Annotated in this window: 25 protein-coding genes; 13 read left to right on the top strand and 12 right to left on the bottom strand. The window is 66.9% G+C overall.

The window, feature by feature from the left end; genetic code table 11:
• Positions 1 to 32: 32 nt before the first annotated feature.
• The 3 genes from ACGRVM_RS08650 to mnmD all read right to left on the bottom strand — a co-directional run bounded on the left by ACGRVM_RS08650 (position 33) and on the right by mnmD (position 2402).
• On the bottom strand, positions 33 to 794 hold the full coding sequence (locus tag ACGRVM_RS08650) for a class II aldolase and adducin N-terminal domain-containing protein (protein WP_377170820.1): 762 nt from the start codon (positions 792 to 794) through the stop codon (positions 33 to 35).
• A 67-nt stretch (positions 795 to 861) separates the two neighbouring features.
• On the bottom strand, positions 862 to 1728 hold the full coding sequence (locus ACGRVM_RS08645; protein ID WP_377170822.1) for a DMT family transporter: 867 nt from the start codon (positions 1726 to 1728) through the stop codon (positions 862 to 864).
• Positions 1725 to 2402 (bottom strand): tRNA (5-methylaminomethyl-2-thiouridine)(34)-methyltransferase MnmD, encoded by a 678-nt coding sequence (mnmD, locus tag ACGRVM_RS08640; protein ID WP_377170824.1) that lies wholly within the window; start codon positions 2400 to 2402, stop codon positions 1725 to 1727. The genes ACGRVM_RS08645 and mnmD overlap by 4 nt, the downstream gene beginning before the upstream one ends.
• A gap of 63 nt (positions 2403 to 2465) precedes the next feature.
• On the opposite strand from mnmD, the gene ACGRVM_RS08635 reads away from it, so the two are divergent.
• The 3 genes from ACGRVM_RS08635 to ACGRVM_RS08625 all read left to right on the top strand — a co-directional run bounded on the left by ACGRVM_RS08635 (position 2466) and on the right by ACGRVM_RS08625 (position 4460).
• Positions 2466 to 3491 (top strand): NAD(P)/FAD-dependent oxidoreductase, encoded by a 1026-nt coding sequence (locus tag ACGRVM_RS08635; protein WP_377170826.1) that lies wholly within the window; start codon positions 2466 to 2468, stop codon positions 3489 to 3491.
• Positions 3492 to 3502: 11 nt separating this feature from the next.
• Positions 3503 to 4006, top strand: a complete 504-nt coding sequence (locus tag ACGRVM_RS08630) for a L,D-transpeptidase family protein (RefSeq protein ID WP_377170828.1) — start codon at positions 3503 to 3505, stop codon at positions 4004 to 4006.
• Positions 4007 to 4097: 91 nt separating this feature from the next.
• Complete coding sequence (locus ACGRVM_RS08625; protein WP_394624042.1) at positions 4098 to 4460, top strand: H-NS histone family protein; 363 nt, start codon at positions 4098 to 4100, stop codon at positions 4458 to 4460.
• A gap of 75 nt (positions 4461 to 4535) precedes the next feature.
• On the opposite strand, the gene ACGRVM_RS08620 is transcribed toward ACGRVM_RS08625, so the two are convergent.
• A complete protein-coding gene (locus tag ACGRVM_RS08620) occupies positions 4536 to 5189 on the bottom strand; it encodes a YggS family pyridoxal phosphate-dependent enzyme (protein ID WP_377170830.1) in 654 nt (217 codons plus the stop codon).
• A gap of 155 nt (positions 5190 to 5344) precedes the next feature.
• Between ACGRVM_RS08620 and ACGRVM_RS08615 the strand changes: the two genes are divergently transcribed.
• On the top strand, positions 5345 to 5833 hold the full coding sequence (locus tag ACGRVM_RS08615; protein WP_377170832.1) for a DUF3576 domain-containing protein: 489 nt from the start codon (positions 5345 to 5347) through the stop codon (positions 5831 to 5833).
• Here ACGRVM_RS08615 and ACGRVM_RS08610 read toward each other — a convergent pair.
• Positions 5827 to 7095, bottom strand: a complete 1269-nt coding sequence (locus ACGRVM_RS08610; RefSeq protein WP_377170834.1) for a glycosyltransferase — start codon at positions 7093 to 7095, stop codon at positions 5827 to 5829. The genes ACGRVM_RS08615 and ACGRVM_RS08610 overlap by 7 nt on opposite strands.
• A 182-nt stretch (positions 7096 to 7277) precedes the next feature.
• On the opposite strand from ACGRVM_RS08610, the gene leuS reads away from it, so the two are divergent.
• Genes leuS through holA form a run of 3 tightly spaced genes read left to right on the top strand, consistent with a single transcriptional unit; the run spans position 7278 to position 11368 of the window.
• Positions 7278 to 9824: a leucine--tRNA ligase gene (leuS, locus tag ACGRVM_RS08605; protein ID WP_377170836.1), complete on the top strand. Its 2547-nt coding sequence runs from the start codon at positions 7278 to 7280 to the stop codon at positions 9822 to 9824.
• Positions 9825 to 9848: 24 nt separating this feature from the next.
• The gene (gene lptE, locus ACGRVM_RS08600) at positions 9849 to 10346 is read left to right on the top strand and encodes an LPS assembly lipoprotein LptE (RefSeq protein ID WP_377170838.1); all 498 of its coding nucleotides are present in this window, start codon (positions 9849 to 9851) and stop codon (positions 10344 to 10346) included.
• Positions 10343 to 11368 (top strand): DNA polymerase III subunit delta, encoded by a 1026-nt coding sequence (gene holA, locus ACGRVM_RS08595; RefSeq protein WP_377170840.1) that lies wholly within the window; start codon positions 10343 to 10345, stop codon positions 11366 to 11368. The genes lptE and holA overlap by 4 nt, the downstream gene beginning before the upstream one ends.
• A 6-nt stretch (positions 11369 to 11374) precedes the next feature.
• Here the strand turns inward: holA and ACGRVM_RS08590 are convergent, their stop codons facing one another.
• Positions 11375 to 11809 (bottom strand): GFA family protein, encoded by a 435-nt coding sequence (locus tag ACGRVM_RS08590; RefSeq protein ID WP_377170842.1) that lies wholly within the window; start codon positions 11807 to 11809, stop codon positions 11375 to 11377.
• 43 nt (positions 11810 to 11852) lie between these two features.
• Positions 11853 to 13382, bottom strand: a complete 1530-nt coding sequence (locus ACGRVM_RS08585; protein ID WP_377170844.1) for an MORN repeat-containing protein — start codon at positions 13380 to 13382, stop codon at positions 11853 to 11855.
• Positions 13383 to 13532: 150 nt separating this feature from the next.
• On the opposite strand from ACGRVM_RS08585, the gene ACGRVM_RS08580 reads away from it, so the two are divergent.
• Positions 13533 to 15260 (top strand): NAD+ synthase, encoded by a 1728-nt coding sequence (locus ACGRVM_RS08580; RefSeq protein ID WP_377170846.1) that lies wholly within the window; start codon positions 13533 to 13535, stop codon positions 15258 to 15260.
• Positions 15261 to 15374: 114 nt separating this feature from the next.
• On the top strand, positions 15375 to 15959 hold the full coding sequence (gene wrbA, locus ACGRVM_RS08575; RefSeq protein ID WP_377170848.1) for an NAD(P)H:quinone oxidoreductase: 585 nt from the start codon (positions 15375 to 15377) through the stop codon (positions 15957 to 15959).
• Positions 15960 to 15965: 6 nt separating this feature from the next.
• Here wrbA and ACGRVM_RS08570 read toward each other — a convergent pair whose 3' ends face one another.
• Genes ACGRVM_RS08570 through ACGRVM_RS08560 form a run of 3 tightly spaced genes read right to left on the bottom strand, consistent with a single transcriptional unit; the run spans position 15966 to position 19291 of the window.
• A complete protein-coding gene (locus ACGRVM_RS08570) occupies positions 15966 to 16355 on the bottom strand; it encodes a metallopeptidase family protein (protein WP_377170850.1) in 390 nt (129 codons plus the stop codon).
• A gap of 54 nt (positions 16356 to 16409) precedes the next feature.
• Positions 16410 to 17321 carry an MBL fold metallo-hydrolase gene (locus tag ACGRVM_RS08565; RefSeq protein ID WP_377170852.1) on the bottom strand — a complete coding sequence of 304 codons (912 nt, stop codon included), beginning with the start codon at positions 17319 to 17321 and terminating at the stop codon, positions 16410 to 16412.
• Between the two features lie 56 nt (positions 17322 to 17377).
• The gene (locus tag ACGRVM_RS08560) at positions 17378 to 19291 is read right to left on the bottom strand and encodes a bifunctional 2',3'-cyclic-nucleotide 2'-phosphodiesterase/3'-nucleotidase (RefSeq protein ID WP_377170854.1); all 1914 of its coding nucleotides are present in this window, start codon (positions 19289 to 19291) and stop codon (positions 17378 to 17380) included.
• A 209-nt stretch (positions 19292 to 19500) separates the two neighbouring features.
• Between ACGRVM_RS08560 and nudC the strand changes: the two genes are divergently transcribed.
• Positions 19501 to 20454, top strand: a complete 954-nt coding sequence (nudC, locus tag ACGRVM_RS08555) for an NAD(+) diphosphatase (protein ID WP_377171389.1) — start codon at positions 19501 to 19503, stop codon at positions 20452 to 20454.
• 78 nt (positions 20455 to 20532) lie between these two features.
• The gene (locus ACGRVM_RS08550) at positions 20533 to 21000 is read left to right on the top strand and encodes an SRPBCC family protein (protein WP_377170856.1); all 468 of its coding nucleotides are present in this window, start codon (positions 20533 to 20535) and stop codon (positions 20998 to 21000) included.
• Positions 21001 to 21082: 82 nt separating this feature from the next.
• On the opposite strand, the gene ACGRVM_RS08545 is transcribed toward ACGRVM_RS08550, so the two are convergent.
• Together ACGRVM_RS08545 and ACGRVM_RS08540 are read right to left on the bottom strand one after the other, a co-directional pair.
• The gene (locus ACGRVM_RS08545; RefSeq protein WP_377170858.1) at positions 21083 to 21661 is read right to left on the bottom strand and encodes a hypothetical protein; all 579 of its coding nucleotides are present in this window, start codon (positions 21659 to 21661) and stop codon (positions 21083 to 21085) included.
• Between the two features lie 256 nt (positions 21662 to 21917).
• A complete protein-coding gene (locus tag ACGRVM_RS08540) occupies positions 21918 to 22751 on the bottom strand; it encodes a prephenate dehydratase (protein WP_377170860.1) in 834 nt (277 codons plus the stop codon).
• Between the two features lie 167 nt (positions 22752 to 22918).
• Between ACGRVM_RS08540 and ACGRVM_RS08535 the strand changes: the two genes are divergently transcribed.
• Entirely contained in the window at positions 22919 to 23443 is a 525-nt protein-coding gene (locus ACGRVM_RS08535) for a c-type cytochrome (protein ID WP_377170862.1), read from the top strand.
• Between the two features lie 278 nt (positions 23444 to 23721).
• Positions 23722 to 25617 (top strand): extracellular solute-binding protein, encoded by a 1896-nt coding sequence (locus tag ACGRVM_RS08530; protein WP_377171392.1) that lies wholly within the window; start codon positions 23722 to 23724, stop codon positions 25615 to 25617.
• Positions 25618 to 25623: the final 6 nt, after the last annotated feature.

Raw genomic sequence — 25623 nt, 5'->3', positions numbered from 1 at the left:
GGCGAAAATACTATCCCGCGCGCGCCAAGCGCTCAGGCGGCGTAGTCCGCGCCCTCCGCATCCAAGATGGCCCTGATTTCCGACAGGTGCCGCGCGGCCTGACCCGGATAGTCGTCGAGCGCGCTGGCGGTCTTCTCGGCGATCTCGTCCGAGAGGACGCGCAGCGGCCGGCCGGTCTGGAGCGCGCGGATATAGGTCTCGGCGGCGCGCTCGAAATAATAGAGCCGATTGAAGCAATCGCCGACGGTGTCGCCCAGCACCAGAACGCCGTGATTGCCCATCACCAGCACCTTGATCTTGGGATCGGACAGAAGGCGCGCGCAGCGTGTGCCCTCGTCCTCGAGCGCGAGGCCGCCATACTGCTCATCGACCGCATGGCGGCCGAAGAACATTGCTGAATTCTGGTCGATGGCAGGCAGGTGGCTGTCGGCGAGGCTGGCCAGCACAGTGGAATGGATCGGATGGGCGTGCATCACGCAGCGCGCATGCGGCACATGGCGGTGGATCGAGCCGTGCAGCCCCCAGGCCGTCGGATCGGGCGCGCCGGGGTGCTCCATCACATCGGCGTCGTTGGCGTCGAGCAGAAGAAGGTCGGATGCCTTGATGCGGCTGAAATGCATCTGGTCGGGGTTCATCAGAAAGCGAGTGCCGTCCTCGTTGACGGCGAGGCTAAAATGGTTAGCGACCCCTTCATGCATGCCCAGCCGCGCGGTCCAGCGGAAGGCGGCGGCGAGATCGGCGCGCTCGGCCATATGGGCGATGTGGGGGGCAGGGGCGTTCGCGGCTTGGCTCATGTGACGGGCTCCGGGTCGGTGGCTGGCGGCAGGATGGCAAATCGCGCGCGCGTTGACAAATGCTGCGTCACGCCGCCTTGCGCTGCCGCCAGAGCGTGAAGAGGCCTGCGCAGACGACGATGGCCACGCCGATCGCCACATTGGTGCGGATCGTCTCGCCGAAGACGAAGATGCCGATGATGCTGACGAAGACGAGTTGCAGATAGGCGAAGGGCTGCACGGCGCTCGCCTCGGCCACCTCGTAGCATTTGATGAGCGTGAAATGCCCCAGAACGCCGGTGACGCAAAGCAGCGCCATCCACGCCTTGTCGCCGCCAAGCATCGGCTCCCAGAACCACATGCCGACGGCGGTCATCCCCAGCATGCCGACGATCCCCGTCCAGAAGAAGCTGGTCGCCGCCGTGTCCTTGCGCGCGGCGAAGCGTGTCAGCAGGCCGTAGAGCGCGAACATGAGCGCCGAGACGAGCGGAATGACGGCCAAAGGATCGAAGACGGCGATGCCCGGCTCGAGGATGATGAGCACGCCCGCGAAACCGATGCCGATCGCGCTCCAGCGGCGCCAGCCCACCCGTTCGCCCAGAACCGGACCCGAAAACGCGGCGACCAGAAGCGGGTAGGAGGCGAAGATGGCATGGCTCTCGACGAGGCCCAGGAGGGTGAAGGAAGTCACCATCACGCAGATCTGGCTGATGAGCAGCAGCGCGCGCACGGTTTGCAGGATGGGCTGGCGCGTGCGCGCAGCCTTCAACAGCCCGCCCCGCCGCCGCGCCGAGATGGCGATGACGAAGGCGGCGAAGAACCAGAACCGCACCATGATGACCATGTAGACGTTGTATTCCGCCGCGAGATAGCGCGAGATCCCGTCCTGCACCGCGAAGACCATCGTCGTTGCGACCATCAGGAGGACGCCGAGGCGGGCGTTCTGCTCGATCATGCGGGCATCCGCGCGCGTGTCATGTGGCGCTTGCGTCCGTGGCCCGGCACGCGCTCCACGTCGAAGCCGGCATCGGCGAGCGCGCGGCGCACATGGCCCGCCGCGCTGTAGGTGGCCGCTGTGCCGCCCGGGGCGGTATGCGCGGCGACGGCGGCAAGGAGGGACGGCTCCCAAAGCTCGGGATTGCGCGCGGGCGAGAAGCCGTCGAGAAACCACGCATCGGCCCGGCCCCGCCATGCGGGCAGCGTCTCGCGCGCATCGCCGATGACGATTTCGAGCCGCACGCCGTCGCCCAAATCCATCACCCGCGCGCCCGCCCGCCAGCCGTCCAGCAGCCTTGCGGCCCGCACGCCGAGCGCCGGAAAGACCGCCAGAGCGCGCGCCATGTCGCCCGGCTCCATCGGGTAGGCCTCGAAGGAGGTGAGCCGCAGCGTGCCCCGAGCGCCCAGCGCCGCCCATGCCTCGGCGGTGGCCAGCATGTTGAGCCCGGTGCCGAACCCCAGTTCCGCGATGGCGAAGCCGTCCCTCATGCGCGCGGGCAGATCATTGCCCTCGATAAAGACGTGCCGCGTCTCGGCCAGCCCGTCGTTCAGGCTGAAATAGGGATCGTCGAAACGGCGTGACACGGGCACGTCGCCCGGACGCCAGTCCAGCTCTGCATGCTGGTCCTGCATGGCGCGGTCCTTTATGAGATGCGCGGAGTGACGCGACCATGGAGCGCGAGGAAAGGGATGGCAATGGCCGATGTAACCGTCCGCGGGGCAGGGGTATTCGGACTGGCTATAGCGTGGTCCTGCCTGATGCGCGGCGCCCGCGTGCAGGTGATCGATCCCGCGGGGCCGGGGGCGGGCGCCTCGGGCGGCCTCGTCGGCGCCCTTGCACCGCACGTGCCCGAAGCGTGGAACGACAAGAAGGCCTTTCAACTCGAAAGCCTGCTGATGGCCGAGGCGTTCTGGCGGGGCGTCGCCGAGGCGGGCGGGCGCGATCCCGGCTATGCGCGGACGGGCCGTGTGCAGCCCCTCCCCGAAGGTGGGCGCGCTCTCGCCGAGGCGCGCGGGCAGGGCGCCGAGATGCTCTGGCAAGGCCGCGCCGAATGGCGCGTCGCCCCGGCGCGCGACTTCGAGCATGCCCCCCAGAGCGCGAGCGGCCTCGTCATCCATGACACGCTGAGCGCGCGGGTGCATCCCGCGAAAGGCTGCGCCGCACTGGCCGCCGCGATCAGGGCGCGCGGCGGGCGCATCGTCGCCGAGGGCGCGGATGCGGGACAAGTGGTCTGGGCGACGGGCGCCGCCGGTCTGGCCGAGCTCAACGCCCGTCACACGCGCCTCGTCGGCGCGCCGATCAAAGGGCAGGCGGCGCTTCTGGGGTTCGCCATGCCGGATCATCCGCAGCTTTTCGCGGGCGGCGTGCATATCGTGCCCCATGCGGACGGCACGACCGCCATCGGCTCGACCACCGAGCGGGAGTTCGACGGGCTCGAAACGGACGCGCAGCTGGACGATGTGATCGCCGCCGCCCGTGCCGCTCTGCCCGCGCTCGAGGCGGCGCCGGTGATCGCGCGCTGGGCGGGGTTGCGCCCACGCGCGCGCAGCCGCGCGCCCATGCTGGGCGCGCATCCGCTTCGCGCCGGGCAGTTCATCGCCAATGGCGGCTTCAAGATCGGGTTCGGTATGGCGCCCAAGGTGGGCGCGGTGATGGCGGATCTGATGCTCGAGGGGCGCGCGGACATTCCCGAGGGATTTCGCCCCGAGGCCTCTTACTGAAAGGATACGCAATGCGTTTCGACGATCTGATCCTGACCCCGACCGGCCTGCGCTATCGCGGGCGCCGCTATCCGTGCAGCATCGGGCGAGGCGGCATCTCCGAGCGCAAACGCGAGGGTGACGGCGCGACGCCCGCGGGCGAGCACCGCGTGGTGAGGACGCTCTATCGCCCCGACCGCATCCCGGCTCCCGCGCCCTGGGCCGAGCCGATCCTGCCGGGCGATCTGTGGTCGGACGCGAGCGATGATGCGGCCTATAACAGCCATGTGCGCGCGCCTTACCCGCACAGTCACGAGGCGCTGCGCCGCGCCGATCCGCTCTACGATCTCATCATGGTGATGGATTGGAACTGGCCCGATGCGATTCCTGAAAAGGGATCATGCATTTTCATTCACCAATGGCGCCGCCCCGGCTTTCCCACCGAAGGCTGCCTTGCGTTGCGCCGCGCGGACCTTTTTCGCCTTGCGGGAGAAATCGAACCCGGAACGCGCGTCATCGTCCCGAGTTTTCGCTGAATAAAACACGTCCTGTCAAAAAAGCGTCGCATTTTTATTGCGCGGTGATTAAATTCGGCGCAATAGCAGTCCTTTGATAGCGGAAAATGAAATGGCGAATGTCGATTTGAAATCCCTGAGCGTTCAGGAACTGAAATCCCTGCATAAGAAAGTCGAGCGCGAATTGTCGGATCGCGAGAAGCGCATGCGCAAGGAGGCTTTGAACGCCGTGCGCGAAAAGGCCAAGCAGATGGGCTATTCGCTCGACGATCTGGTTAAGCCGGGCAAAACCGGCGGGGCGGTCACGCCGGAAGGTACGAGCCCCAAGCCCAAGGCGCGGGCTGCGGCGGCTCCGAAATATCGCTCGAAAAAAGATCCGAGCCTGACCTGGAGCGGACGCGGGCGCCCGCCCGCATGGATCAAGGAAGCGCGCGAAAAAGGGATCGACATCGAAACCATGCGCATCCACGATTGAGGCCTTCGATCGGGTGAAACGAAAAAAACGCAGCGCCCGGCGCTGCGTTTTTGATCTCGAAAGATACGGCGCCTATCAGCCGTAATCCCGCGCCCCGAAAATGGCGCTGCCCACGCGGATATGCGTCGCGCCCTGCGCGATCGCGGATTCGAAATCTCCGCTCATGCCCATCGACAGACCGGAAATATCGTTGCGTTCGGCTATCTTGGCTAGAAGCGCGAAATGCAGGCTCGGCTCCTCGTTTTCGGGCGGAATACACATGAGGCCCCGGATCGGCAATTCGAGCGCGCGGCATTCCGCGATGAAGGCATCTGCATCCTTGGGCGAAACGCCCGCCTTCTGTTCCTCCTCGCCGGTATTCACTTGCAAAAAGACTTCGGGGCAGTGCCCTTCCTCGTCCGCGATGCGCGCGATGGCCTTGGCGAGTTTCGGGCGGTCCACGGACTGGATCACGTCGAAAAGCCCGAAGGCCTGCCGGACCTTGTTGGTCTGCAACGGGCCGATCAGGTGCAATTCGATCCCGTCGAAACGCGCGCGGAAATCGGGCCATTTGCCGGCGGCCTCCTGCACGCGGTTTTCGCCGAAGACGCGGTGGCCTTCGGACAGCACGGCTTCGACGCGCGCGTTCGGCTGGACCTTGGAGACGGCGATGAGCGTGACATCTCCGGGTGCGCGCCCCGCCTTCGCGAGGGCGGCATCGACGCGGGCGGTGATCTCGGAAAGGCTCATGTGACCCTCATGCTTTCATGCCATCGCCTTCAATTAGCGCCCCGCGCGGCGGGATGCAAAGCCGGATGGCGATGCGGGGCCGCCGGCCGCCGCAAACACCTTGCCCCACCGGCGCGCGTTGGTTACTAGGGGATGAGGCAACGTCGGACGGTAACATGATGCTCTTTTCGGTAAAACGCGCCGCTTGCGCCCTCTCGGCGTTGGCACTTCTCGGGGCCTGCGGCGACGAGCCGGCGACATTCGATCCCGATGCCGTGACCATCGAAAGCGGCCGCGAGTCCAAGGGCGGCGCGCGCGTCACCTCGGGCACGAGCCTGCTCGATATCTTCCGCGGAAGCGAGGATGCGGGCGTCAAGGTGAACCGTTACCTCTGGACCGCTTCGCTCCAGGTTCTCGATTTCCTGCCGATCCAATCCGCCGATCCGTTCACCGGCGTGATCTCGACCGGCTTCGGCGTGCCGCCGGGCGGCGGGCGCGCCTACCGCGCGACGATCCTCATCAGCGATCCGGCGCTCGATGCGCGCTCGCTCAACGTGGCGATCGCGACGCAAAGCGGCCCTGTGGATGCGGATACGCGCCGCGCGGTCGAGGACGCGATCCTGTCGCGCGCGCGCCAGCTGCGCATCCAGGCCGAGAACTACTGATCCGCGCGCGCCGCCGCCACCGGCGGTAGCGCCATCACCTCGTCCACCCAGGCCAGTTGGCGGGGCAGGCAGACGGTCTTCAGATCATACCTCTCGATCATGAGCGCGCGTGCGGCGGCGCCGAGCCGGGCGCGGGCGTCCGCATCCGTGGCCAGATCGCAAATCTCGCGCACGAGGGCCTTCCGGTCGAAGAAATCGACCAGCCGTCCCGTCTCGTCATGGGTGATGACCTCGCGGACGGGCGCGGTGTCGCTCGCGACGATGGCCGCGCCGCAGGACATCGCCTCCATCAGTGACCAGCTCAGCACGAAGGGGTAGGTCAAATAGACATGGACGCGGCTGAGTTGCAGCACGCGGGTGAAATCCTCGTGCGGGATGCGCCCGAGGAAATGCACGCGGCGCCAGTCCTCGGCGGTCATCCGGTCCGCGACCTCCTCGCGGAAGATCTGCTTCCAGGTGCGGCCCTTGGGCGGCGCGCCGCCATAGCTCACCTCGTCGCCGCCGATGATGATGACGCGCGCTTCGGGGCGGGCGCGCAGAAGATCGGGCAGGGCGCGCATGAAGACGTGATAGCCGCGATAGGGCTCGAGATTGCGGTTGATGAAGGTGATGATCTCGGTGTCGCGGGTGAAGGGCGCATGGCCCTTGAGCGTGATCGAGACACCGGGCCTGGGCGCCGAGAACGCCGTGTCGATCCCGTCATGGCAGACCGTGATCTTGCTGCGGAACTCGGGCGGGAAGGTGTCCGCCTGAAAATTCGTGGGGCTGATCCCGGCTTCGGCCAGCGGGAAATGCAGATGGTTGCCGAGATTCTTGAGACGCATCCGCAGGGGCTGGATCTCGGGTTCCTTGCTGGCGAATTCGGGGTCGAAGTCGAGATGCGGATAGCCCGCCTGATGGTAAAGCTCGCAATAGAGCGCCATGCGCGCGCGCGGCCAGAGATCGCGCAGGAACATCGATTCGCCCCAGCCGTGATGCGCGAGGATGAGATCGGGCGCATAGCCCTCTTCGGCCAGCGCGCGCGCCGCGCGCCAGCACGCCTCGCCGCGCGTCACCTTCGTGTCGAGGTCGATCAGCCAGGGATGCACCTTCTGCGCGTCGCGCCTCGGAAGCTTGTAGGGCAGGATGCGCACGCCGCGCCAATCGGTCGCCGTCTCCACCTTGAGCGTGAGGGCCGTGCAGTCATGCCCCGCCTCCGCCAGCGCGGGGGCGAGATGCTTGAACTGCCCCGGGAAATTCTGGTGGATGAAGAGTATTCTCATGCTGCCCGCCTGCCTGCCTCGCCCCGAGGGTTATAGGCAGAGGCGCGAGGCCTGCAAAGCCTCGCATTTTTGCGCCGCGGCACTGGACGCTGGCGCGCGCGCGGCCTATCACCCTTGGCCAATGACCGCGCCGAGGCGCGCCTTGACCATTGCCCGTGCCATTGCCCGTGAAAGAGCCTGCCATGTCCCGCTATTCCGCCGCCGAAATCGAAGCCAATTGGCAAAAAGCCTGGGACGAGGCCGGCATTTTCCGGGCCCAGCAGGGCGGCGACAAGCCGAAATATTACGTGCTCGAGATGTTCCCCTATCCGTCGGGGCGCATCCATATGGGCCATGTGCGCAACTACACGATGGGCGACGTGATCGCGCGGCACAAGCTGGCGACGGGTCATAACGTGCTGCATCCGATGGGCTGGGACGCGTTCGGCATGCCGGCCGAGAATGCGGCGATGGCCATCGGCGGGCATCCCAAGGAATGGACCTACGGCAACATCGCGGACATGCGTGCGCAGATGAAGCCGCTGGGCCTTTCGATCGACTGGAGCCGCGAATTCGCCACCTGCGATCCCGAATATTACGGCCAGCAGCAGGCGCTGTTCCTCGACATGCTCGAGGCGGGGCTGGTCTATCGCAAGAACGCGGTCGTCAACTGGGACCCGGTCGACATGACCGTCCTGGCGAATGAGCAGGTCGAGAACGGACGCGGCTGGCGCTCGGGCGCCGAGGTCGAGCGGCGCGAGCTGACGCAATGGTTCTTCGCGATCTCGGACATGGCCGAGGAACTGCTCGGCGCGCTCGAGACGCTGGACGACTGGCCCGCGAAGGTGCGGCTGATGCAGGAGAACTGGATCGGCAAGTCGCGCGGCCTGCAATTCGCCTTCGGCCTCAATAGCGGCCCCGAGGGGTTCGACCGCGTCGAGGTCTACACCACCCGTCCAGACACGCTGATGGGCGCGAGCTTCGTGGCCATCTCGCCCGACCATCCGCTCGCCAAGCGGCTCGAGCAGGGCGATGCGGATCTGGCGGCGTTTTCCGCCGAGTGCCGCAAGGGCGGCACCACCGAGGAGGCGCTGGAGAAGGCCGAGAAGCGCGGCTACGACACCGGGCTGACGGTGCGCCACCCGTTCGATACGGCGTGGGAATTGCCGGTCTATGTCGCCAATTTCGTGCTGATGGACTACGGCACCGGCGCGGTCTTCGGCTGCCCGGCGCATGACCAGCGCGATTTCGATTTCGCGGTGAAATACGGCCTGCCGATCATCCCCACCTACCTTCCCGAGGAGGGCGCGAGCGAAGATCTGGCCGAGGCCTTCGTGCCGCCGAAAACGCAGCGGGTGTTCTACAATCGCGGCTTCGCGGGCGAGGCGCATCAGACCGCGCATGAGGCCATCGAGGCCGCCATCGCCTTTTGCGAGGCGAATGGCGCAGGGCAGGGCGTGACCAAGTTCCGCCTGCGCGACTGGGGCCTTTCGCGTCAGCGCTATTGGGGATGCCCCATTCCCGTGGTGCATTGCGACACCTGCGGCGTCGTGCCCGAGAAGAAGGAAAACCTGCCGATCCGCCTGCCGGACGACGTGACCTTCGATGTGCCGGGCAATCCGCTCGACCGGCATCCGACATGGCGCGATGCGCCCTGCCCGAAATGCGGCGCGGCGGCGCGGCGCGAGACGGACACGATGGACACCTTCGTCGACAGCTCGTGGTATTTCGCGCGCTTCACCGCGCCCCGGGCCGAGACGCCCACCGACCTTGCGGCGGCCGACTACTGGATGAACGTGGACCAGTATATCGGCGGCATCGAGCATGCGATCCTGCATCTTCTCTACAGCCGATTTTTTGCGCGCGCGATGCAGATCACCGGCCACTTGCCCGAGAAGGCCATCGAGCCCTTCAATGCGCTCTTCACGCAAGGGATGGTGACGCACGAGATCTACCAGACCCGTGACGCCAAGGGCCGCGCGGTCTATCACCTGCCCGAGGACGTCAGGGACGGCAAGCTGGCGGACGGAACGCCCGTCGAGGTCATCCCCTCTGCCAAGATGTCGAAATCCAAGAAGAACGTGGTCGATCCCGTGGGCATCATCGAGGCTTACGGCGCCGATACGGCGCGCTGGTTCGTTCTGTCGGACAGCCCGCCCGAGCGCGATGTGGAATGGACCGCCGCCGGGGCCGAGGCCGCGCACAAACATCTGGCGCGCGTCTGGCGCATCGCGTCCGAGATCGCGGCCAGCGACGCGCCGGATGCGCCCGAGGCCGACGAGGCGCTTTTGCGCGAGATGCACAAGGCTATCCACGACGTGAGCACCGGGGTCGAATCCTTCGGGTTCAACGCGGCCATCGCGCGGCTTTATGCCTTTACCGGCACGCTTGCGAAAAGCGCGGCGGGCGCGGCGGCCAAGCGGCGCGCGGCCCGCGCGCTGGCGCAGCTCATGGCGCCGATGACGCCGCACCTCGCCGAGGCAATCTGGCACATGCTGGGCGGCGAGGGGCTGATCGCGCTCGCGCCATGGCCGGTGGCCGATCCCGCGATGCTGGTCGACGACACCGTCACTCTGCCCGTCCAGATCAACGGCAAGCGCCGCACCGAGGTCGAGGTGCCGCAGGACATGGCCAAGGACGAGGTTGAAAAGATCGCGCTGGCGACCGATGCTGTGCAAAAGGCACTGGAGGGCGGCACGCCCAAGAAGGTGATCGTCGTGCCGGGCCGCATCGTCAACGTCGTCATCTGATCCCCTACCGCGCAGGAGCCCGCATTGATCCGTCCCCGCCTCACGCGCCGCGCCTTCGCCCTCGGCCTTCTGGCCGCGCTGCCGGCCTGCGGCTTCGCGCCGGTCTATGGCCCGGGGCGGGCGGGCTCCGCGCTCGAGGGGCAGATCCTCGCCGACGATCCGGTGACGCGCGAGGATTACCTCCTGGTGCGCGAGTTCGAGTCGCGGCTCGGGCGCGCGCAGCCGGGGCGCTACGGGCTGAGCTACAAGATCTCCGTCAGCACGGCGGGCGCCGCCGTCTCGAGGGCCAACGTCACCACGCGCTATAACGTTCTGGGCGAAGTGACCTATGCGCTGCGCGATCTCGAGACGGGGGCGGTCATCACTTCGGGCAAGACCAGCAATTTCACCGGCTATTCCGCGTCGGGCACCACCGTGGCGACGCAGGCCGCCGAGCGGGACGCGCGCGAGCGGCTCATGGTCATCCTGACCGACCAGATCATCACGCGCCTTCTCGTGGCCGTGCCCAGATCGGGCCTATGAAGCTCAGCCCCCGCGATGCGCCCGGCTATTTCGCCCGCCCCGAGGCCGACCGGGCGGGCCTTTTGATCTACGGCGCCGACGCCATGCGCATCGCGCTGCGCCGCGCCGAGGTGATCGCGGCCCTCGTCGGGCCGAAGGGCGAGGAGGAGATGCGCGTGACGCGCATGCAAGCGGGCGAGTTGCGCAAGGATCCTGCAAGGCTCAACGATGCGGTCAAGGCCGCGAGTTTCTTTCCCGGCCCGCGCGTCGCCTTCGTCGAGGACGCGACCGAGGCGCTCGCGGCGCCCATCCTCGCCGCGCTCGAGGATTGGCGCGAGGGGGATGCGCAGATCATCGTGACGGCGGGACAGCTCAAGCCCACGTCGAAGCTGCGCAAGACGTTCGAGACGCACAAGAACGCCTATGCCGCCGCGATCTACGACGAGCCGCCGAGCCGCGCCGAGATCGAGGCGATGCTCCAGAAATCGGGCCTCAAGAACATCGCGCAGGAGGCTTTGCGCGATCTCAATGACCTCGGCCGTGCGCTCGATCCGGGCGATTTCCGCCAGACACTCGACAAGCTCGCGCTCTACAAGCTGAACGACGAGGGGCAGGTGACGCCCGAGGATGTCGCCGCCTGTGCGCCCGCCTCGGTCGAGGCCGATCTCGACGATGTGCTTCACGTCGTGGCAGAGGCGCGCTCGGGCGAGATCGGACCGCTGATGAAGCAACTCAGGGCGCAAGGCGTGCAGCCGGTCGCGCTCGTGATCGCGGCCTCGCGCCACTTCCGGGCGCTCTACACCGCGGCCTCCGATCCGGGCGGCGTCAGCCAGGGGATCGCGCGGATGCGCCCGCCGGTCTTCGGGCCGCGCCGCGACCGGATGCAGCGTCAGGCGCAGGCCTGGGGCGCGGCGAACCTGCAAGCGGCGCTGAGCGTGCTGACCGAGGTGGATCTCGCGCTGCGCTCGGCGGGGCAGACCGCGCCGCAGATGGCGCTGGTCGAACGCGCGCTCATCCGCCTTGCGATGATGATCCGGCGCTGACGCGGCTCACTTCCGGGCGGCGGCCTCGATCATCGCGAAGAATTCCGCGCCCGTCATGCGGTGATGGTCCCCGGCCAGCGCATAGCCATCGGGCTTGGCGTCGATGAAAAGCTCGCCGGCGAGAGGGATGCCCGATGGATCGTCCAGCGTGCCCAGATTCCAATAGTAGGTTCCCTGCTTCGGCCCGGGCGCCGTCAGTCGCGAATAAAGTCCGCTACCACATATGTCACAAAATGCGCGTTCGGCCCATTCGGACGATTGATAGGCCTTGATGGCGTCTCCGGCCTCGAAGGTCACGCCGTCCTTCGGAACTTCGAAGGCGAGGGCGACACCGCCCGACCACTTGAGGCACATGCTGCAATGGCAGGCATGGGTTTCGGCCATGGGAGCGGAAATGGTGAACTTGACTGCGCCGCAGAGGCAGGATCCGGTTCGTGTCATCTGGGTAATCCCTTTGCTTGCCGCGCCCATATGCGTCTGGGGGTTATTCGGTGGAGGGCGCGGGCGCGTCACCGCTTTCCGCCTCGGTCTCCGGATCAGGCTCTTCGGAGGGCTCGGGTGCGCTCTCGCCCGGGGTCTCGGCATCGCTCGGCGCGGCGCTCGTATCCGCGGCGAGCGCGCCGTTCTGCCATTGGCCGGTCTCTTCCTCGCCCGACGCGTAGCGCATCGTGCCGGTGCCCTGCCGCTTGCCATCCTCGAAAAGGCCCTCGTAGATGTCGCCATTGGCATAGGTCGCCTTGCCCATGCCGTTGATCTCGCCGTTCTTCCACTCGCCCTCGTAGACGAAGCCGCTCGGCATCTCGATCCGGCCCATGCCGTCGCGCTGCCCGGCGGTGAAGCCGCCGGTATAGACGGTGCCGTCCTTGTAGGTGGCGGTCCCCTGGCCCTCGCGCTCGCCATCGACCCATTCGCCCTCGTAGCGATAGCCGTCCGGATAGGTCATCACGCCCTGGCCGTGATTGCGCGCGTTCTTGAACATGCCCTCGTAGACGAGGCCGCTGGGATAGGTCGCGCGGCCCTGGCCCTCGATCACGCCGTCGACCCATTGCCCCTCGTAGGTGGCGCCGTCGGGATAGGTGATCTTGCCCTCGCCATTGGCCTGATCGTCGCGGAAGTCGCCCTCGTAGACCGACCCGTCGGGATAGGTGACCCGTCCCGAGCCCGAGATGCGGCCCGCGACCCAGGAGCCGGTATAGACATAGCCGTCCGTGCCGGTGAACGTGCCTTGCCCATCGCGCTTGTCATCCGCGAAATCGCCCTCGTAGACGTCGCCGTTCTCATAGACGACGCGGCCTTCGCCCTCGCGGCGCCCGGCCACCAGCTCGCCCTCGTAGACATCGCCATTGGGCTGGGTCAGCGTGCCGATGCCGCTGATCTGCCCGTCCTTCCAGGTTCCCTCGTAGACCAGCCCGTCCGGCATGGTGAGCGTGCCCGTCCCGTCGCGCGCGCCGCGCTTGACCTCGCCCTCATAGGTCGCGCCATCGGGATAGGTGATCGAGGCGCGGCCTTCCTTCGTGCCTTCGACCCAGTCGCCCTCGTAGACATAGCCGTTGGGCGAGCTCATCGTGCCGCGCCCGTGATGCATCGCGTTGAGGAACTCGCCCTCGTAGCGCACGCCGTTGGCATAGGCGGCGACGCCGCGCCCGGTGATCTTGCCGTTCACCCACTGGCCCTCGTAGGTGCCGCCATCGGTGAAGACGATCTTGCCGATGCCGTTCGGCTTGCCGAGCGCGAATTCGCCCTCGTAGACCGACCCGTTGGGAAAGCGCGCGGTGCCGCGCCCGGTGATGTCGCCCTCCTGCCATTCGCCGGTATATTCATAGCCGTTGGGCAGGGTGTAGGTGCCGGTGCCGTGCTGGAGGCCGTCCTTGAACGTGCCTTCATAGACGCCGCCATCGTCGTATTGCTTGGTCTGGATGGCGTCGTCCTGCGCACGCGCGTCACCGGGCAGACCGGCCGCTCCTGCGGCCAGCAATGCGGCGATGATGGAATTGCGTGCTGTGGTGATTGCCATGCTCTGCCCCGGATAGCCTTGCCCGCGCTGCCGCGTGGCTTTGGCAGAAGTTAATGGAGCGCCCCCATCGGGGCAACGCGATTCGGTCAAATCGGCTTTCCTCCGCGCGCCCGTCTGCTAGATGTTGGGGCGCAAAGATAGGATGCCCCCATGCCCGACAGCCCCGACCAAGGCAGCACGACAGGCCGCCCCGGTGCCCATTCCGGTGACCGTTCCGAGCCCAGGCCCGCCACGTTCCGCCTGACGCTCGCGCAGCTCAACGCCACGGTCGGCGATCTGAAAGGCAACGCCGCCCGCGCCCGTTCGGCATGGGAGGAGGCCAAGGCCGCCGGGGCGGATATGCTGGCCCTGCCGGAGATGTTCATCACCGGATACAACACCCAGGACCTGGTGATGAAGCCCGCCTTCCATCAGGCCGCCATGGCCCAGATCGCGGCGCTGGCCGAGGGCTGCGCCGAGGGGCCGGCCATCGCCATCGGCGGCCCCGCTCTCGAGGGGGCCGAGCTCTTCAACGCCTATTACATCCTGCAAGGCGGCAAGATCAGCGCGCGGGTGCTCAAGCACCACCTGCCGAACGAGACGGTCTTCGACGAAGTGCGGCTCTATGGCTCGGCGCCCGTCGCAGGGCCATATACCGTGGGCGATCTGCGCATCGGCAGCCCGATCTGCGAGGATGCCTGGCATGATGACGTGGCCGAGACATTGGCCGAGACGGGCGCCGAGATCCTGCTCGTGCCCAACGGCTCGCCCTATTACCGGGGCAAGATGCACATCCGCCAGACGATCATGGTCAGCCGCGTGATCGAGACGGGCCTGCCGCTCGTCTATCTCAACCTCGTGGGCGGGCAGGACGATCAGGTCTTCGACGGGGGCAGTTTCGTGCTCAATCCGGGCGGAGGCCTCGCCGTGCAGCTGCCGCTCTTCGGGGAGGCGCTGGCGCATGTCGATTTCACGCGCGGCCCCGAGGGCTGGAGCGCCGCGAAAGGCGCGCTCGCGACCATGCCGGACCTCATGGAGCAGGACTATCACGCGATGGTGCTCGCCTTGCGCGACTACATGCGCAAGACCGGGTTCCAGAAGGTGCTTCTGGGCCTTTCGGGCGGCATCGACTCGGCCATCGTCGCGGTGATCGCCGCCGATGCGCTCGGCCCCGAGAACGTGCGCTGCGTTATGCTGCCTTCGGAATACACGAGCCAGGCGTCGCTCGACGACGCGCAGGCCGTCGCCGAGGCGCTCGGATGCGCCTATGATTTCGTGCCGATCGACAAGGGCCGAGCCGCGATCACCGAAACGCTCGCGCCGCTCTTCGAGGGCCGCGCCGAGGATCTGACCGAGGAGAACATCCAGTCGCGCCTGCGCGGACTTCTTCTGATGGCGATGTCCAACAAGTTCGGGGAAATGCTGCTGACCACGGGCAACAAGTCCGAGGTCGCGGTGGGCTATGCCACGATTTATGGCGACATGAACGGCGGCTACAATCCGATCAAGGATCTCTACAAGACCCGTGTCTTCGAGATGTGCCGCTGGCGCAACGCCAATCACCGCCCGTGGATGATGGGGCCCGAGGGCGAGGTGATCGCACCGCGCATCATCGACAAGCCGCCCTCGGCCGAGCTGCGCGCGGATCAGAAGGACAGCGACTCCCTGCCGGATTACCCGGTCCTCGATGCGATCCTCGAGATCCTCGTCGACGGCGACGGGAGCGTCGAGGATTGCGTGAAGGCGGGATATGCGCGCGAGGATGCCGCGAAGGTCGAGAACCTGATTTACATCAGCGAATACAAGCGCTTTCAGTCCGCGCCGGGAACGCGGCTCAGCAAGCGCGCCTTCTGGCTCGATCGCCGCTATCCCATCGTCAACCGCTGGCGGGATGGCTGACCTCCGGGATCCAAGTATTTCCGCCAAGATGAAGCATCGGGGCGCGCGCGGAATGACGCGGGAACATATGGGCTTGCGGGCGCATTGACAGGAAAGCCTTGCAAGGAGATTTCCATGACCCGCCTCTTGATCCTCTTCTACACCACCTACGGCACCAACCACCGGATGGCCGAATGCGCCGAGGCCGCCGCCCGCGAGGCCGGCGCCGAGGTCCGCTTGCGCCGTGTGCGCGAGACCGCGCCGCAGGAGGTGATCGACGGGCAGGACGCGTGGAAGGCCCAGCTGGAGCGGATGAAGGACATCCCCGAGGCTGTGCCCGAGGACATGGAATGGGCGAGCGCCTATCTCGTTTCGGCGCCGACGCGGTTTTCGTCCATGCCGAGCCAGATGCAGACCTTCTTCGACACGCTTGGCCCGCTCTGGCAGAAGGGCGCGATGGCGAACAAGCCGGCCTCGGGCATGACCTCGACCCAGAGCGCGCATGGCGGGCAGGAGACGACGCTGATGCATCTGCACGCGACGTTCATCCACTGGGGCTGCATCGTCACGGCGCCCGGCTATACCGATGACGTGATGTTCGAGCTGGGCAATCCCTATGGCGCCACGGCCATCGCGGGCGAGGTGAGCGACACCGTGAAAGGCGCGATCGAACATCAGACGCGGCGCATGATCGAGATCGCCGAGAAGCTCGCGGCCTGAGGCCGGTCATTCCCACCAACGGTCTATGCTGGCGATATCGTCGTCGGACCAACCGAAGTGATGGGCGAATTCGTGGATCGTCACATGCGCGACCAACTCGTCCAGCGTGACGCCCTCGCGCGTTGCGAGTTCGGCAAGGATCGGCTGGCGGAACAGCCAGACGGTATCGGGCCAAGGGTCGGGATAGGCCGAGGACTTCTCGGTCATGGGCACGCCCTCGTAAAGCCCCGTCAGATCGAGCGGATCGTCCATGCCGAGATCGGCCAGCATGCGCGCATCGGGCATATCCTCCACTTGCAGCACCACCTGCCTCGCCGCGGCGGCGAAAGCCACGGGCAGCGCCTCGATGGTGGCGAGCGCGATTTCTTCGATACGGGCGAGGCTGGGCTGGCTCATGGGCCAGATATGGCCCGCGCGCCGGCAAAAGGGAAGCGGCGCGCGGGCATCGGTTCAGAGCCGGAGTTGGTAGCTTTCGGGCACATAGCCGTACCCGTCGCCGCGCTTCTCGACGAAGCCCATGGCGGGGAAGGGCATGTGATAGCCGATGAAGGGCATCCGCTCGGCGGCCAGCATGTCGAGAAGCTTGCGCCGCGTGGCGGCGGCTGCCGGTTTGTCCATGTCGAATTTCACCTCCCAATCGGGCTGCTCCAGGGAGAAGACCGGATGATTGGCGAAATCCGCGGCGATCAGGAGCGACTTGCCCTCGCTCTCGATGCGGTAGGCCATGTGGCCGGGCGTGTGGCCGAAGGCCTCGACGGCGGTGATGCCGCCCGCGGCCTCTTGGCCCGGGGCGATCATCGTGGTCTGATCGGCGAAGGGGCGCATCTTGGCGTCGAACGTATCGTTCCCCGCCGCCGCCCAGTGATCGTATTCCGCGGCGCCTGTGACGTAGCGCGCGTTGGGGAAGGTCGGCGCCTCGTCGCCGCGCAATCCGCCGATATGATCGCCATGCATATGCGTGAGGACCACGATATCGACCTGATCGGCGCTGTAGCCCGCCGCCTCGAGCGCCGCCGTGATCCCGGCGGGATCGAGCCCGGTGTCGAAGAGGACGAGCGCCTCGCCCGTATTCACCAGCGTCGGAGTGAAGAAGAATTGCGCGACGTCCACCGGCAAAAGCGCATCCCGCGCCACCTGCTCGAATGTTTCGGCGTCCACGTCGAGGCCGAAGATCGAATGCGGATCCTCGCGCGGCATGCTGCCGGCGAGCAGCGTCGTCACCTCGAAACCGCCCAGAGCTATCCGGCGGTGGATCGCGGCGGAGGCGCCGAGCATCGGGGCCGCGGCTTGCGCGGCATGGGCGAGGGGGAGGGCTGCGGCCGCGCCGAGAAGGGTGCGGCGGCTCATGCGATGCGTCGTCATGTCGTATCTCCTGTTGCTGTCCCGTCTGAGGTAGCGCGGCCAGCGCCGCACACGGCTCACGTTTTTGTGAGGGCCGGCATGGCGAGCGGGATGGCGATGCGGCAGAACCCGTCCTCCGTATCGCCGAGATCACGCGCGCCGAGCGCGGCGAGCGCGCCCGGATCGCTGCGCAGGCCCGGCCCGGTATCGAGCAGCACCTCGGTCCCCGGCATCAAAGCGAAGCGCCATGCCGTCTCGAACCCCGGCGGCGGCGCGAGCGGGGCGCGGCCGATCTCCTCGGCCAATGCGTCTTGCAGCGGCAGGTCAGCGACATGCGCGATGCGCGCGGCGGGCACGGGCGGAAAGGCGCCCGCGCCATGGGCGCGATAGGTGTTCGTGGCGAGCAGAAAACGCATTCCGGGCGGGATGGCCCGGCCCTCGAATTGCAGATCGCGGATGCGGCCTTCCGCGCCCGTGCGCCGCGCGCCGGTGCGGCCATAGAGCGGCTGTGCCGAAAGATCGATGGTGTAGCTCAGCCCAGATATCACGTCGAAATCATGCCCCGGCACGTCCATGTCGCGCAGCATCTGCCCCGGCTCTCCGGCCCGGATCGTTGCAAAGCAGATCGCCGCCCGCTCGAGCCAATCGAGAAGGCCCGCGCCGTCGATCTCGATCCCGCAGAGGCGGTTGGGGAAGGGGTAGAGGTCCGCCGCGTGGCGGAGCGACAGCGCGCCCTCGGGCAGATCGGTGAAGTTGCGCGGCCCACCGCGCCCGCCGGTCTTGAAGGCGGGGGTGGCCGACAGGATGGGCAGCGCGTCAAGGGCGGTGCCCGCGACCGCGCGGCGCAGAAGGCGGGTCTGCACCGCGTTCAGAGCGGCCACGGAGGCGTCGGGCCGCGCGAGCGCCAGATAGCTGTGAAGCCGCTGCGGCGCACTGCCGATGGGTTGGCGCATGCGGGCGAGCGTGTGCGCATGCGCGGGGGCGAGCGTTTCTTCGAGCCCCTTGTCGCGCGCGCTGTTCCGCGCCGGGCGCAGCGCCGCGCTGTGGGCGGCGACGCGCCATCGGCCCGCCTCGCGCATGAGCCGCAGGTCGAGCACGCCCAGATGCGTGCCGCAGGCCCCGGCCATCAGGGCGGGCGTGCCGCCGAGGCGCCCCCTCACGTGATCGATCCTCGCATCGCGCCTGGAGGGCGTACCCGGATCGGGAAAGAGCGCGTGGCTGTGGCCTGTCATGATCGCGTCGATCCCGTCGATATCCGCAAGGGCGAGGGCCGCGTTCTCGGCCATGTGCCCGGGCGCTTCCGGGTCGATCCCGCTATGGGCGAGGGCGATCACCAGATCGGCGCCCTCCGCGCGCAGGCGCGGGACCATGCGGCGCGCGGTCGCGGTCATGTCGAAGGCCTCGAGCCGGCCCGCGAGATGGCTGTGATCCCATTGGACGACCTGCGGCGGCACGAGGCCGAAGAGCCCGATCCGGAGCGTGCGCCGCGCGCCGTCCTCGCACAAGATCTCGCGCGGCAGTATCAGGCTCGGCACGACCGGCCAGCCGGGCGGCGGCGCGCTCAGCGCGATATTCGCGCAGGTTACCGGAAAGGCGGCCTGCCCGAGCGCGTAGGACAGCCAGTCGAGCCCGTGGTTGAACTCGTGATTGCCGAGCGCCGCCGCGTCATAGCCCAGACGGTTCATCGCGGCGATCACCGGACTGGGCTCGGCGCTGCCCGGCGCCTCGGGATCGCCGATCGGGGAGCCTTGAAGCGCGTCGCCGTTATCCAGAAGCAGTGTGTTCGGCGCCTCGGCGCGGGCGGCGTGAATGACGGTCGCTATGCGCACGAGGCCGAAGGGCCGGTCATCCGCGTCGGCATAGTAATCGTAGGCCATGAGATGCGCGTGCAGATCGGTCGTGCAGAGAAGCCGGAGCCGCGCCGAGACGCCGGCGGCCGCCTCGGCGGCGCTGGCCGCGTCCTGAAGCTCCCGAGCCGGATTTATCGTCATGCGCGATCCTTCGGATGTGGCGCGCCTGCGGTTTGGGGCGCCTTCCTCCTTACCTCGCTAATACAGCTCATAGAAATTTCAAAACGTTAAGAAACAACCTTGAGGTGAGTCGTGGCGTTTTCGCCCGAGTGTTGCCGGCAGGTCATGCAGCGCTTGCGCAGCCCCGGCGATCATGGCACCTCGGGCCGGATGGGATGGGGGCATGGTGGATGAAGCTGGCCGAGACGGTGACCTTCGGGGGCGGCACGCTCGACCGCGCGGCGGAGCTGCGCGGAACGGACCTCGATGCGGCGGCGCGCATGGCGGGGGGCGGTACGATCCTAATGTGGCGGGGCAAGCCCTTGGTGTGCGCGGGCGCGCTCGCCCCGCTCATGCGCCTGCCGCTCGATCATCCGGTGCTGGGCGGTGCGCGGCGTGTGCTGCTCGGCCGCCGGGAGGACGGCACGCTCGTCTTCGCGCATGACATCTCGCATTGGACGCCCGCCGACATGCCCGGCACCCTCGACAGTTTCGCCGACCCGACCGAGCAGAGCCATCCCGATCTGCCGGACGCCGTCTTCGCCGAGCTGCGCCGGATCATGGTGCTTCTGGATGCCGAGGAGGCCGCCGAGGCCGCGACCGCGCGCGCGCTCTTCGGCTGGCACGACATCCACGGCTTCTGCGCGCGCTGCGGCGCGCCGAGCGAGATCGTGCAGGCCGGATGGCAGCGCACCTGTCCAAGCTGCGGTGCCCACCATTTCCCGCGCACCGATCCCGTGGTCATCATGCTCGTGACCGATGGCAATTCGGCGCTTCTGGGCCGCTCGCCGGGATGGCCCGAGGGGATGTATTCGCTGCTCGCGGGCTTCGTCGAGCCGGGTGAGACGCTCGAGGCCGCCGTGCGGCGCGAGGTCTATGAGGAAACGCGCGTGCCTGTGGGCGAGGTCGAGTATCTCGCCAGTCAGCCCTGGCCGTTTCCGGCCTCCTTGATGATCGGGATGCGGGGCCGGGCGCTCGGGCGCGAGATCACCATAGATCCCGTCGAGATCGAGGACGCGATCTGGGTGACCCGCGAGAACGTGTCGGATGCGATGGCCGGGCGGCACGCCTTCCTGATGCCCGCGCGCGAGGGGGCGATCGCGCAATTCCTGCTGCGCAACTGGCTTGCGGACCGTCTGGATTGAGGCAAATATAACCGCAAGACCCGTGGCTCACCGCAGGGCGGGCGCCGAACGGGCGATATATCGAGGCGAGACAGAGACATGCATTTTTCCACCCGAGAGGATATCGAGGCGCCGATAGACTACGTCTTCGCGCAGATATCCGACTTCGCGTCGATCGAGCGGTCGATCCTGCGGCGCGGCGCCGAAGTCCAGCGCAGGGTCGATCGCACGCCGCCCGCGGAAGGGATGATGTGGGACACGTCCTTCGATCTCAAGGGCAAGCGCCGGCAGGTGGAGGTTACGCTGACTTCGTTCGAGCCGCCCAGCATGATGACGTTCAAGGGCGAGTCGAAGAACATTTCGGGCGATGTGGTGATCGAGCTCGTGGCGCTCTCGCGCGGGCGCACGCGGCTTGCGATGACCTGCGATCTGACGCCCCGGACCCTGACCGCCCGGCTGATGCTGCAATCGCTGAAACTCGCCAAGGGCAACGTGTCGCGCCGCTTCGAGATGCGCGTCGCGTCCTACGCCAAGGAAATGGAAGACCGCTACAAGCGGAGCGCCTGACGCGGCCACGGCGGGCGCGCACGCAGAAAAGGCGCCGCTGGAGAGCGGCGCCGTTTTGTTGTTGGTGACTGGTGGGTTCAGCTCAGGCGATGGTCGCTTCGGCGCGCTCACCGGCGCTCAGTTCCGCGACCTGGACACCTTCTGCACGCTCGTCGGTGCTGAGTTCAGCGACCTTGATGCCATCGGCACGCTCGTCGGTGCTGAGTTCCGCGACCTTGATGCCAGCGGCACGCTCGTCGGTGCTGAGTTCAGCGACCTTGATGCCAGCGGCACGTTCATCGGTGCTGAGCTCCGCGACCTTGATGCCATCGGCACGCTCGTCGGTGCTGAGTTCCGCGAGTTTGATGCCATCGGCACGCTCGTCGGTGCTGAGTTCCGCGACCTTGATGCCGTCGGCACGCTCGTCGGTGCTCAGTTCGGAGACCCGGAAGTTCTCGGCGCGGTCGCCGATGTCGCGGGCCTTCAGAAGATCGTTGGCGTCGCGCTCGCCGGTGCTGAGTTCGCTGACACGGAAGCCTTCGGCACGCTCACCGGTGCTCAGTTCGCTGATGTGGAAATTCTCGGCGCCGTCGCCGATGTCGCGGGCTGCGGTGGTGAAGTCATTGGCCAGCGCGGGGACTGCGGTGACGGCGAGAAGTGGGATGATTGCGATGCGGTTCATGGTATTAACTCCTTGGGGTTTATGATGTTTTCAAGTCCGTGCAGTCCGGTTGTCGTCCTGCTGTGGGAGTAATATGGACCGAGTGGTCCGATATGGAAACCCACCTCGCGACCACGTGATGGAGACGTCGGTCGCGGCACACGCCGGCGTGATGCGGCAAAGCGCCCGCCGTGAGCGGATGAAACGAAAAGTGCATGAAAAACGCCCACCGGAGGGTCCGACGGGCGCCTATAATCACATCTTTTCAGTGAGTTGCTCAGTCCCGGCGGGGATCGCGGGGGTAAACGCCCAGAATATTGAGCTGGCTGGTGAAGTAATCGAGCTCTTCCAGCGCCAATGCAACATTCGCATCCTCGGGATGCCCTTCGACATCGGCATAGAACTGAGTCGCCGAGAAAGAGCCGCCCACCATGTAGCTTTCAAGCTTGGTCATGTTGACGCCGTTCGTCGCGAATCCGCCCATCGCCTTGTAGAGCGCGGCGGGAATGTTGCGCACCTCGAAGACGAAGCTGGTCATCATGCCCGCGTCGCCGCGCCGCGTCATGTCGGGCTCGGGCGCCATCACCAGAAAGCGCGTCGTGTTGTTGCCCTCGTCCTCGATGCCCTTGGCCAGGATGTCGAGCCCGTAGATCTCGGCGGCGAGCGGACTTGCCAAGGCGGCGGTCGCGGGATCGCCCAGCTCGGAGACCTCGCGCGCGGAGCCTGCGGTGTCCGCGCCCGTCACGCGCGTGATGCCGTGCTCGGCCAGAAAGGCGCGGCACTGGCCCAGCAGCATCGCATGGCTCACCGCGCGCTCGACCGTCTCGAGCTTCGTGCCCGGCACCGCCATCAGCGCGATCTCGACCCGCACGAACGCCTCGCCGATGATATGCAGACCGCTGCCCGGCAGAAGATGATGGATGTCGGCGACGCGCCCGAAGGTCGAATTCTCGACCGGGAGCATGGCGAGCTGCGCCGCCCCGCTGCGCACGGCGTCGATCGCGTCCTCGAAGGTGCGGCAGGGAAGGGGCGTCGCCTCCGGATAGGTGCTGATGCAGGCCTGATGCGAATAGGCCCCCGGCTCGCCCTGGAAGGCAATGGTCTGGCTCATCGGTCTGGGGTTCCTTTCTGGCGGCGTGATCGGCGGTGCGCGATACCGGCGAAGCCCTTCGGCGAGGTGCCTCGGGGCGGGCATTTGGTCGCGGAAACTATACCTTGCGCAAGGGGAGGGGAAGCGGATAGATACGCGGCCAACGGATATCAAATGGAAGCGAGCTCATGTTCGATACAATGACATTCACCAAAGTCCTGGGCGGGTTCGCAGGCGCTTTTCTGGTGTTCCTCCTTGGCAAGTTCGTCGCCGAGAAGCTGTATCACGCCGAGGTCGCGGGCCATCATGACGGTGAAGTCGTTCAGGGCTATCTGATCGAGACCGCGAGCGACGAGGGCGGCCAGGAAGAAGAGGGCGGCCCCACCTTCGAGGAAGTCTTCGCCTCCGCCGATCCCGGCAAGGGCGAGCGCGTCTTCAACAAGTGCAAGGCATGCCACAAGCTCGAAGCGGGTGAGAACTCGACCGGCCCCTATCTTTACAACGTCGTCGGCCGCGAAGTGGACACGGCGACCGGCTACCAGTATTCCGGCGCGCTCGAAGAGGTGGCCGATGTCTGGAGCCCCGAGAACCTGAACGCCTTCCTCGAGAACCCGCAGGGCTACGCGCCCGGCACCTCGATGGGTTTCGCTGGCCTCAACAAGGTCGAGGACCGCGCCGACGTGATCGCCTATCTCGCGACCTTCAGCGATTGAACGGACGCGCGCCGCGGATCAGGGGCCGCCTCCCGGCAGGGATGGCGGCCTTTTTCATGCGCGGCGCGGCTTTGGCGGTGGGCCTGCGGCGATGGCGCGCAAGGCACGGATTTTTTACCCGCTTGAATGTCGCGCCCCCCCTCCTTTAGCGTGAGGGCTGTCTATATGATGGCGGCATGGTATCGCCGCGGCAGGCGCATTCGGGGAGGGATGGCATGACAGGGGCAAGCAAGGTGGCCGAAATATCCGCAACGGGGCACCGATCGGCATGGGCCTTCATGGGCCTCGCGCTCGGCGCCTTTCTGGCCGCGCAGGCCGCGCTCGCCTCGGACGAGGCCGCCTCCAGCGGCTCGGGCGGTGGCGAGATCATCACGAGCCACGGCTACAGTTATTTCGGCGATCTGACCTATCCTGCCGATTTCCCGCATTTCGACTATGTGAACCCGGATGCGCCCAAGGGCGGCGAGATTTCCCTCAACGCCTCCGGCACGTTCGATTCGATGAACCCCTATTCGCGCAAGGGCCGCGCGGGCGCCTATTCGTGGATGGTCTATGAAAGCCTTCTGGGCGAGATGCCCGCGACGGGCGAGGGCGCGCCGGCGGATGTCTATGGCGAATCCTACGGGCTGTTGGCCGAGCGGCTGGAATACGATGCGGGCAAGACATGGGTGATCTTTCACATGCGCCCCGAGGCGCGGTTTTCCGACGGCACGCCCGTCACCGCGCATGATGTGGTCTTTTCGCACAATCTCTTTCTCGAGCAGGGGCTGCAATCCTATGCCGAGGCGGTCAAGCGCCGCGTGACCGGGGCCGAGGCGCTCGACGATCATACGGTGAAGTTCACCTTCGCCGAAGGCATCTCGCGCCGCTCGCTCGTCGATCAGGTGGGCAGCGTGCCGGTCTTTCCGAAGGCTTGGTATGAAGAGACGGGCGCGCGGCTCGACGAGCCACGGCTCGACGCGGCGCCCGGCTCGGGGCCCTACATGCTCGACGAGGCCGAGGTGAACCGGCGCATCGTCTACAAGCGCAATCCCGATTACTGGGGCGCCGATCTGCCGATCAATGTGGGCCGGCACAATTTCGATACGATCCGCATCGAGTATTTCGCCGACGACTCCGCCGCGTTTCAGGCCTTCACGGCGGGCGAATACACCTTCCGCGCCGAGACAAACTCCAAGACCTGGGCGACGGGGTACGATTTCCCCGCCGCGCAGAAGGGCTGGGTCAAGCTCGAGGAGATCCCCGACGGCTCGCCCCCGACACCCTCGGGCATCGTATTCAATCTCGGCCGCGAGGCGCTTCGGGACAAGCGCGTGCGTGAGGCGATCTCGCTCGGCTTCAACTTCGAATGGACCAATGAGAGTCTGCAATACGGCCTCTTCGAGCAGCGCGACAGCTTCGTTCAGGACACCCCGCTCGAGGCCAAGGGCCCGCCCGAGGGCGCCGAGCTCGAGCTGCTGAAGAGCCTCGGGGACGTGATCCCGCCCGAGCTTCTGACCGAGGCCGCCGTGACCGCGCATACCTCCGATCCGAGCCGCCTGACCGACCGGCGCAACCTGCGCCGCGCGATGAAGCTTCTCGACGAGGCGGGCTGGCCCGTGGGCGAGGGCGGCATCCGGCGCAATGCCGAAGGCCAGACGCTCAGCATCGATTTTCCCATCCCGTCCTCCGGCTCGGCCACGATCGGGGCGGTCGTCGAGAATTTCATCAACAATCTCGAGGCGATGGGCATCGACGCGCGGATGGAGAAGATCGACCCCTCGCAATACACGCTGCGCAGCCGCGATCGCGACTACGATCTGGTCTTCGACAGCTATTCGACCTTCCTGCAACCCGGCACAGGCCTCATGCAGCGCTTCGGCTCGAGCGAGGCGGCATTCAGCCTCTTCAATCCAGCCGGTCTCGCCAGCCCGATGGTGGACGCCATCATCAATGCCGCGCTCGACACCGACGAGCAGGAAATCCAGGACGCGGCGCTCATGGCGCTCGACCGGGCGCTGCGCTACGAGCGCTTCATGATCCCGGTCTGGTACAACGATGCGCATTGGGTCGCCTATTGGGACAAGTTCGATCATCCCGAGACGATCCCGCCCTATTCGCTCGGCGTGCTCGATTTCTGGTGGGTCGACGCCGAGAAGGCCGCCGCGCTGCAAGCCGCCGGCGCGCTGAGGTAGCGCCGC

It is taken from the genome of Roseovarius aquimarinus (assembly GCF_043661195.1).
Classification (GTDB): domain Bacteria; phylum Pseudomonadota; class Alphaproteobacteria; order Rhodobacterales; family Rhodobacteraceae; genus Roseovarius; species Roseovarius aquimarinus.
This window is presented reverse-complemented; position numbering and strand designations above follow the sequence as displayed.

Bases quoted from the DNA above. Each gene is read 5' to 3' on its own strand.
- ACGRVM_RS08650 (WP_377170820.1), bottom strand. From the start codon at position 794: ATGAGCCAAGCCGCGAACGCCCCTGCCCCCCACATCGCCCATATGGCC.
- ACGRVM_RS08645 (WP_377170822.1), bottom strand. From the start codon at position 1,728: ATGATCGAGCAGAACGCCCGCCTCGGCGTCCTCCTGATGGTCGCAACG.
- mnmD (WP_377170824.1), bottom strand. From the start codon at position 2,402: ATGCAGGACCAGCATGCAGAGCTGGACTGGCGTCCGGGCGACGTGCCC.
- ACGRVM_RS08635 (WP_377170826.1), top strand. From the start codon at position 2,466: ATGGCCGATGTAACCGTCCGCGGGGCAGGGGTATTCGGACTGGCTATA.
- ACGRVM_RS08630 (WP_377170828.1), top strand. From the start codon at position 3,503: ATGCGTTTCGACGATCTGATCCTGACCCCGACCGGCCTGCGCTATCGC.
- ACGRVM_RS08625 (WP_394624042.1), top strand. From the start codon at position 4,098: ATGGCGAATGTCGATTTGAAATCCCTGAGCGTTCAGGAACTGAAATCC.
- ACGRVM_RS08620 (WP_377170830.1), bottom strand. From the start codon at position 5,189: ATGAGCCTTTCCGAGATCACCGCCCGCGTCGATGCCGCCCTCGCGAAG.
- ACGRVM_RS08615 (WP_377170832.1), top strand. From the start codon at position 5,345: ATGATGCTCTTTTCGGTAAAACGCGCCGCTTGCGCCCTCTCGGCGTTG.
- ACGRVM_RS08610 (WP_377170834.1), bottom strand. From the start codon at position 7,095: ATGAGAATACTCTTCATCCACCAGAATTTCCCGGGGCAGTTCAAGCAT.
- leuS (WP_377170836.1), top strand. From the start codon at position 7,278: ATGTCCCGCTATTCCGCCGCCGAAATCGAAGCCAATTGGCAAAAAGCC.
- holA (WP_377170840.1), top strand. From the start codon at position 10,343: ATGAAGCTCAGCCCCCGCGATGCGCCCGGCTATTTCGCCCGCCCCGAG.
- ACGRVM_RS08590 (WP_377170842.1), bottom strand. From the start codon at position 11,809: ATGACACGAACCGGATCCTGCCTCTGCGGCGCAGTCAAGTTCACCATT.
- ACGRVM_RS08585 (WP_377170844.1), bottom strand. From the start codon at position 13,382: ATGGCAATCACCACAGCACGCAATTCCATCATCGCCGCATTGCTGGCC.
- ACGRVM_RS08580 (WP_377170846.1), top strand. From the start codon at position 13,533: ATGCCCGACAGCCCCGACCAAGGCAGCACGACAGGCCGCCCCGGTGCC.
- wrbA (WP_377170848.1), top strand. From the start codon at position 15,375: ATGACCCGCCTCTTGATCCTCTTCTACACCACCTACGGCACCAACCAC.
- ACGRVM_RS08570 (WP_377170850.1), bottom strand. From the start codon at position 16,355: ATGAGCCAGCCCAGCCTCGCCCGTATCGAAGAAATCGCGCTCGCCACC.
- ACGRVM_RS08565 (WP_377170852.1), bottom strand. From the start codon at position 17,321: ATGACGACGCATCGCATGAGCCGCCGCACCCTTCTCGGCGCGGCCGCA.
- ACGRVM_RS08560 (WP_377170854.1), bottom strand. From the start codon at position 19,291: ATGACGATAAATCCGGCTCGGGAGCTTCAGGACGCGGCCAGCGCCGCC.
- nudC (WP_377171389.1), top strand. From the start codon at position 19,501: ATGAAGCTGGCCGAGACGGTGACCTTCGGGGGCGGCACGCTCGACCGC.
- ACGRVM_RS08550 (WP_377170856.1), top strand. From the start codon at position 20,533: ATGCATTTTTCCACCCGAGAGGATATCGAGGCGCCGATAGACTACGTC.
- ACGRVM_RS08545 (WP_377170858.1), bottom strand. From the start codon at position 21,661: ATGAACCGCATCGCAATCATCCCACTTCTCGCCGTCACCGCAGTCCCC.
- ACGRVM_RS08540 (WP_377170860.1), bottom strand. From the start codon at position 22,751: ATGAGCCAGACCATTGCCTTCCAGGGCGAGCCGGGGGCCTATTCGCAT.
- ACGRVM_RS08535 (WP_377170862.1), top strand. From the start codon at position 22,919: ATGTTCGATACAATGACATTCACCAAAGTCCTGGGCGGGTTCGCAGGC.
- ACGRVM_RS08530 (WP_377171392.1), top strand. From the start codon at position 23,722: ATGGGCCTCGCGCTCGGCGCCTTTCTGGCCGCGCAGGCCGCGCTCGCC.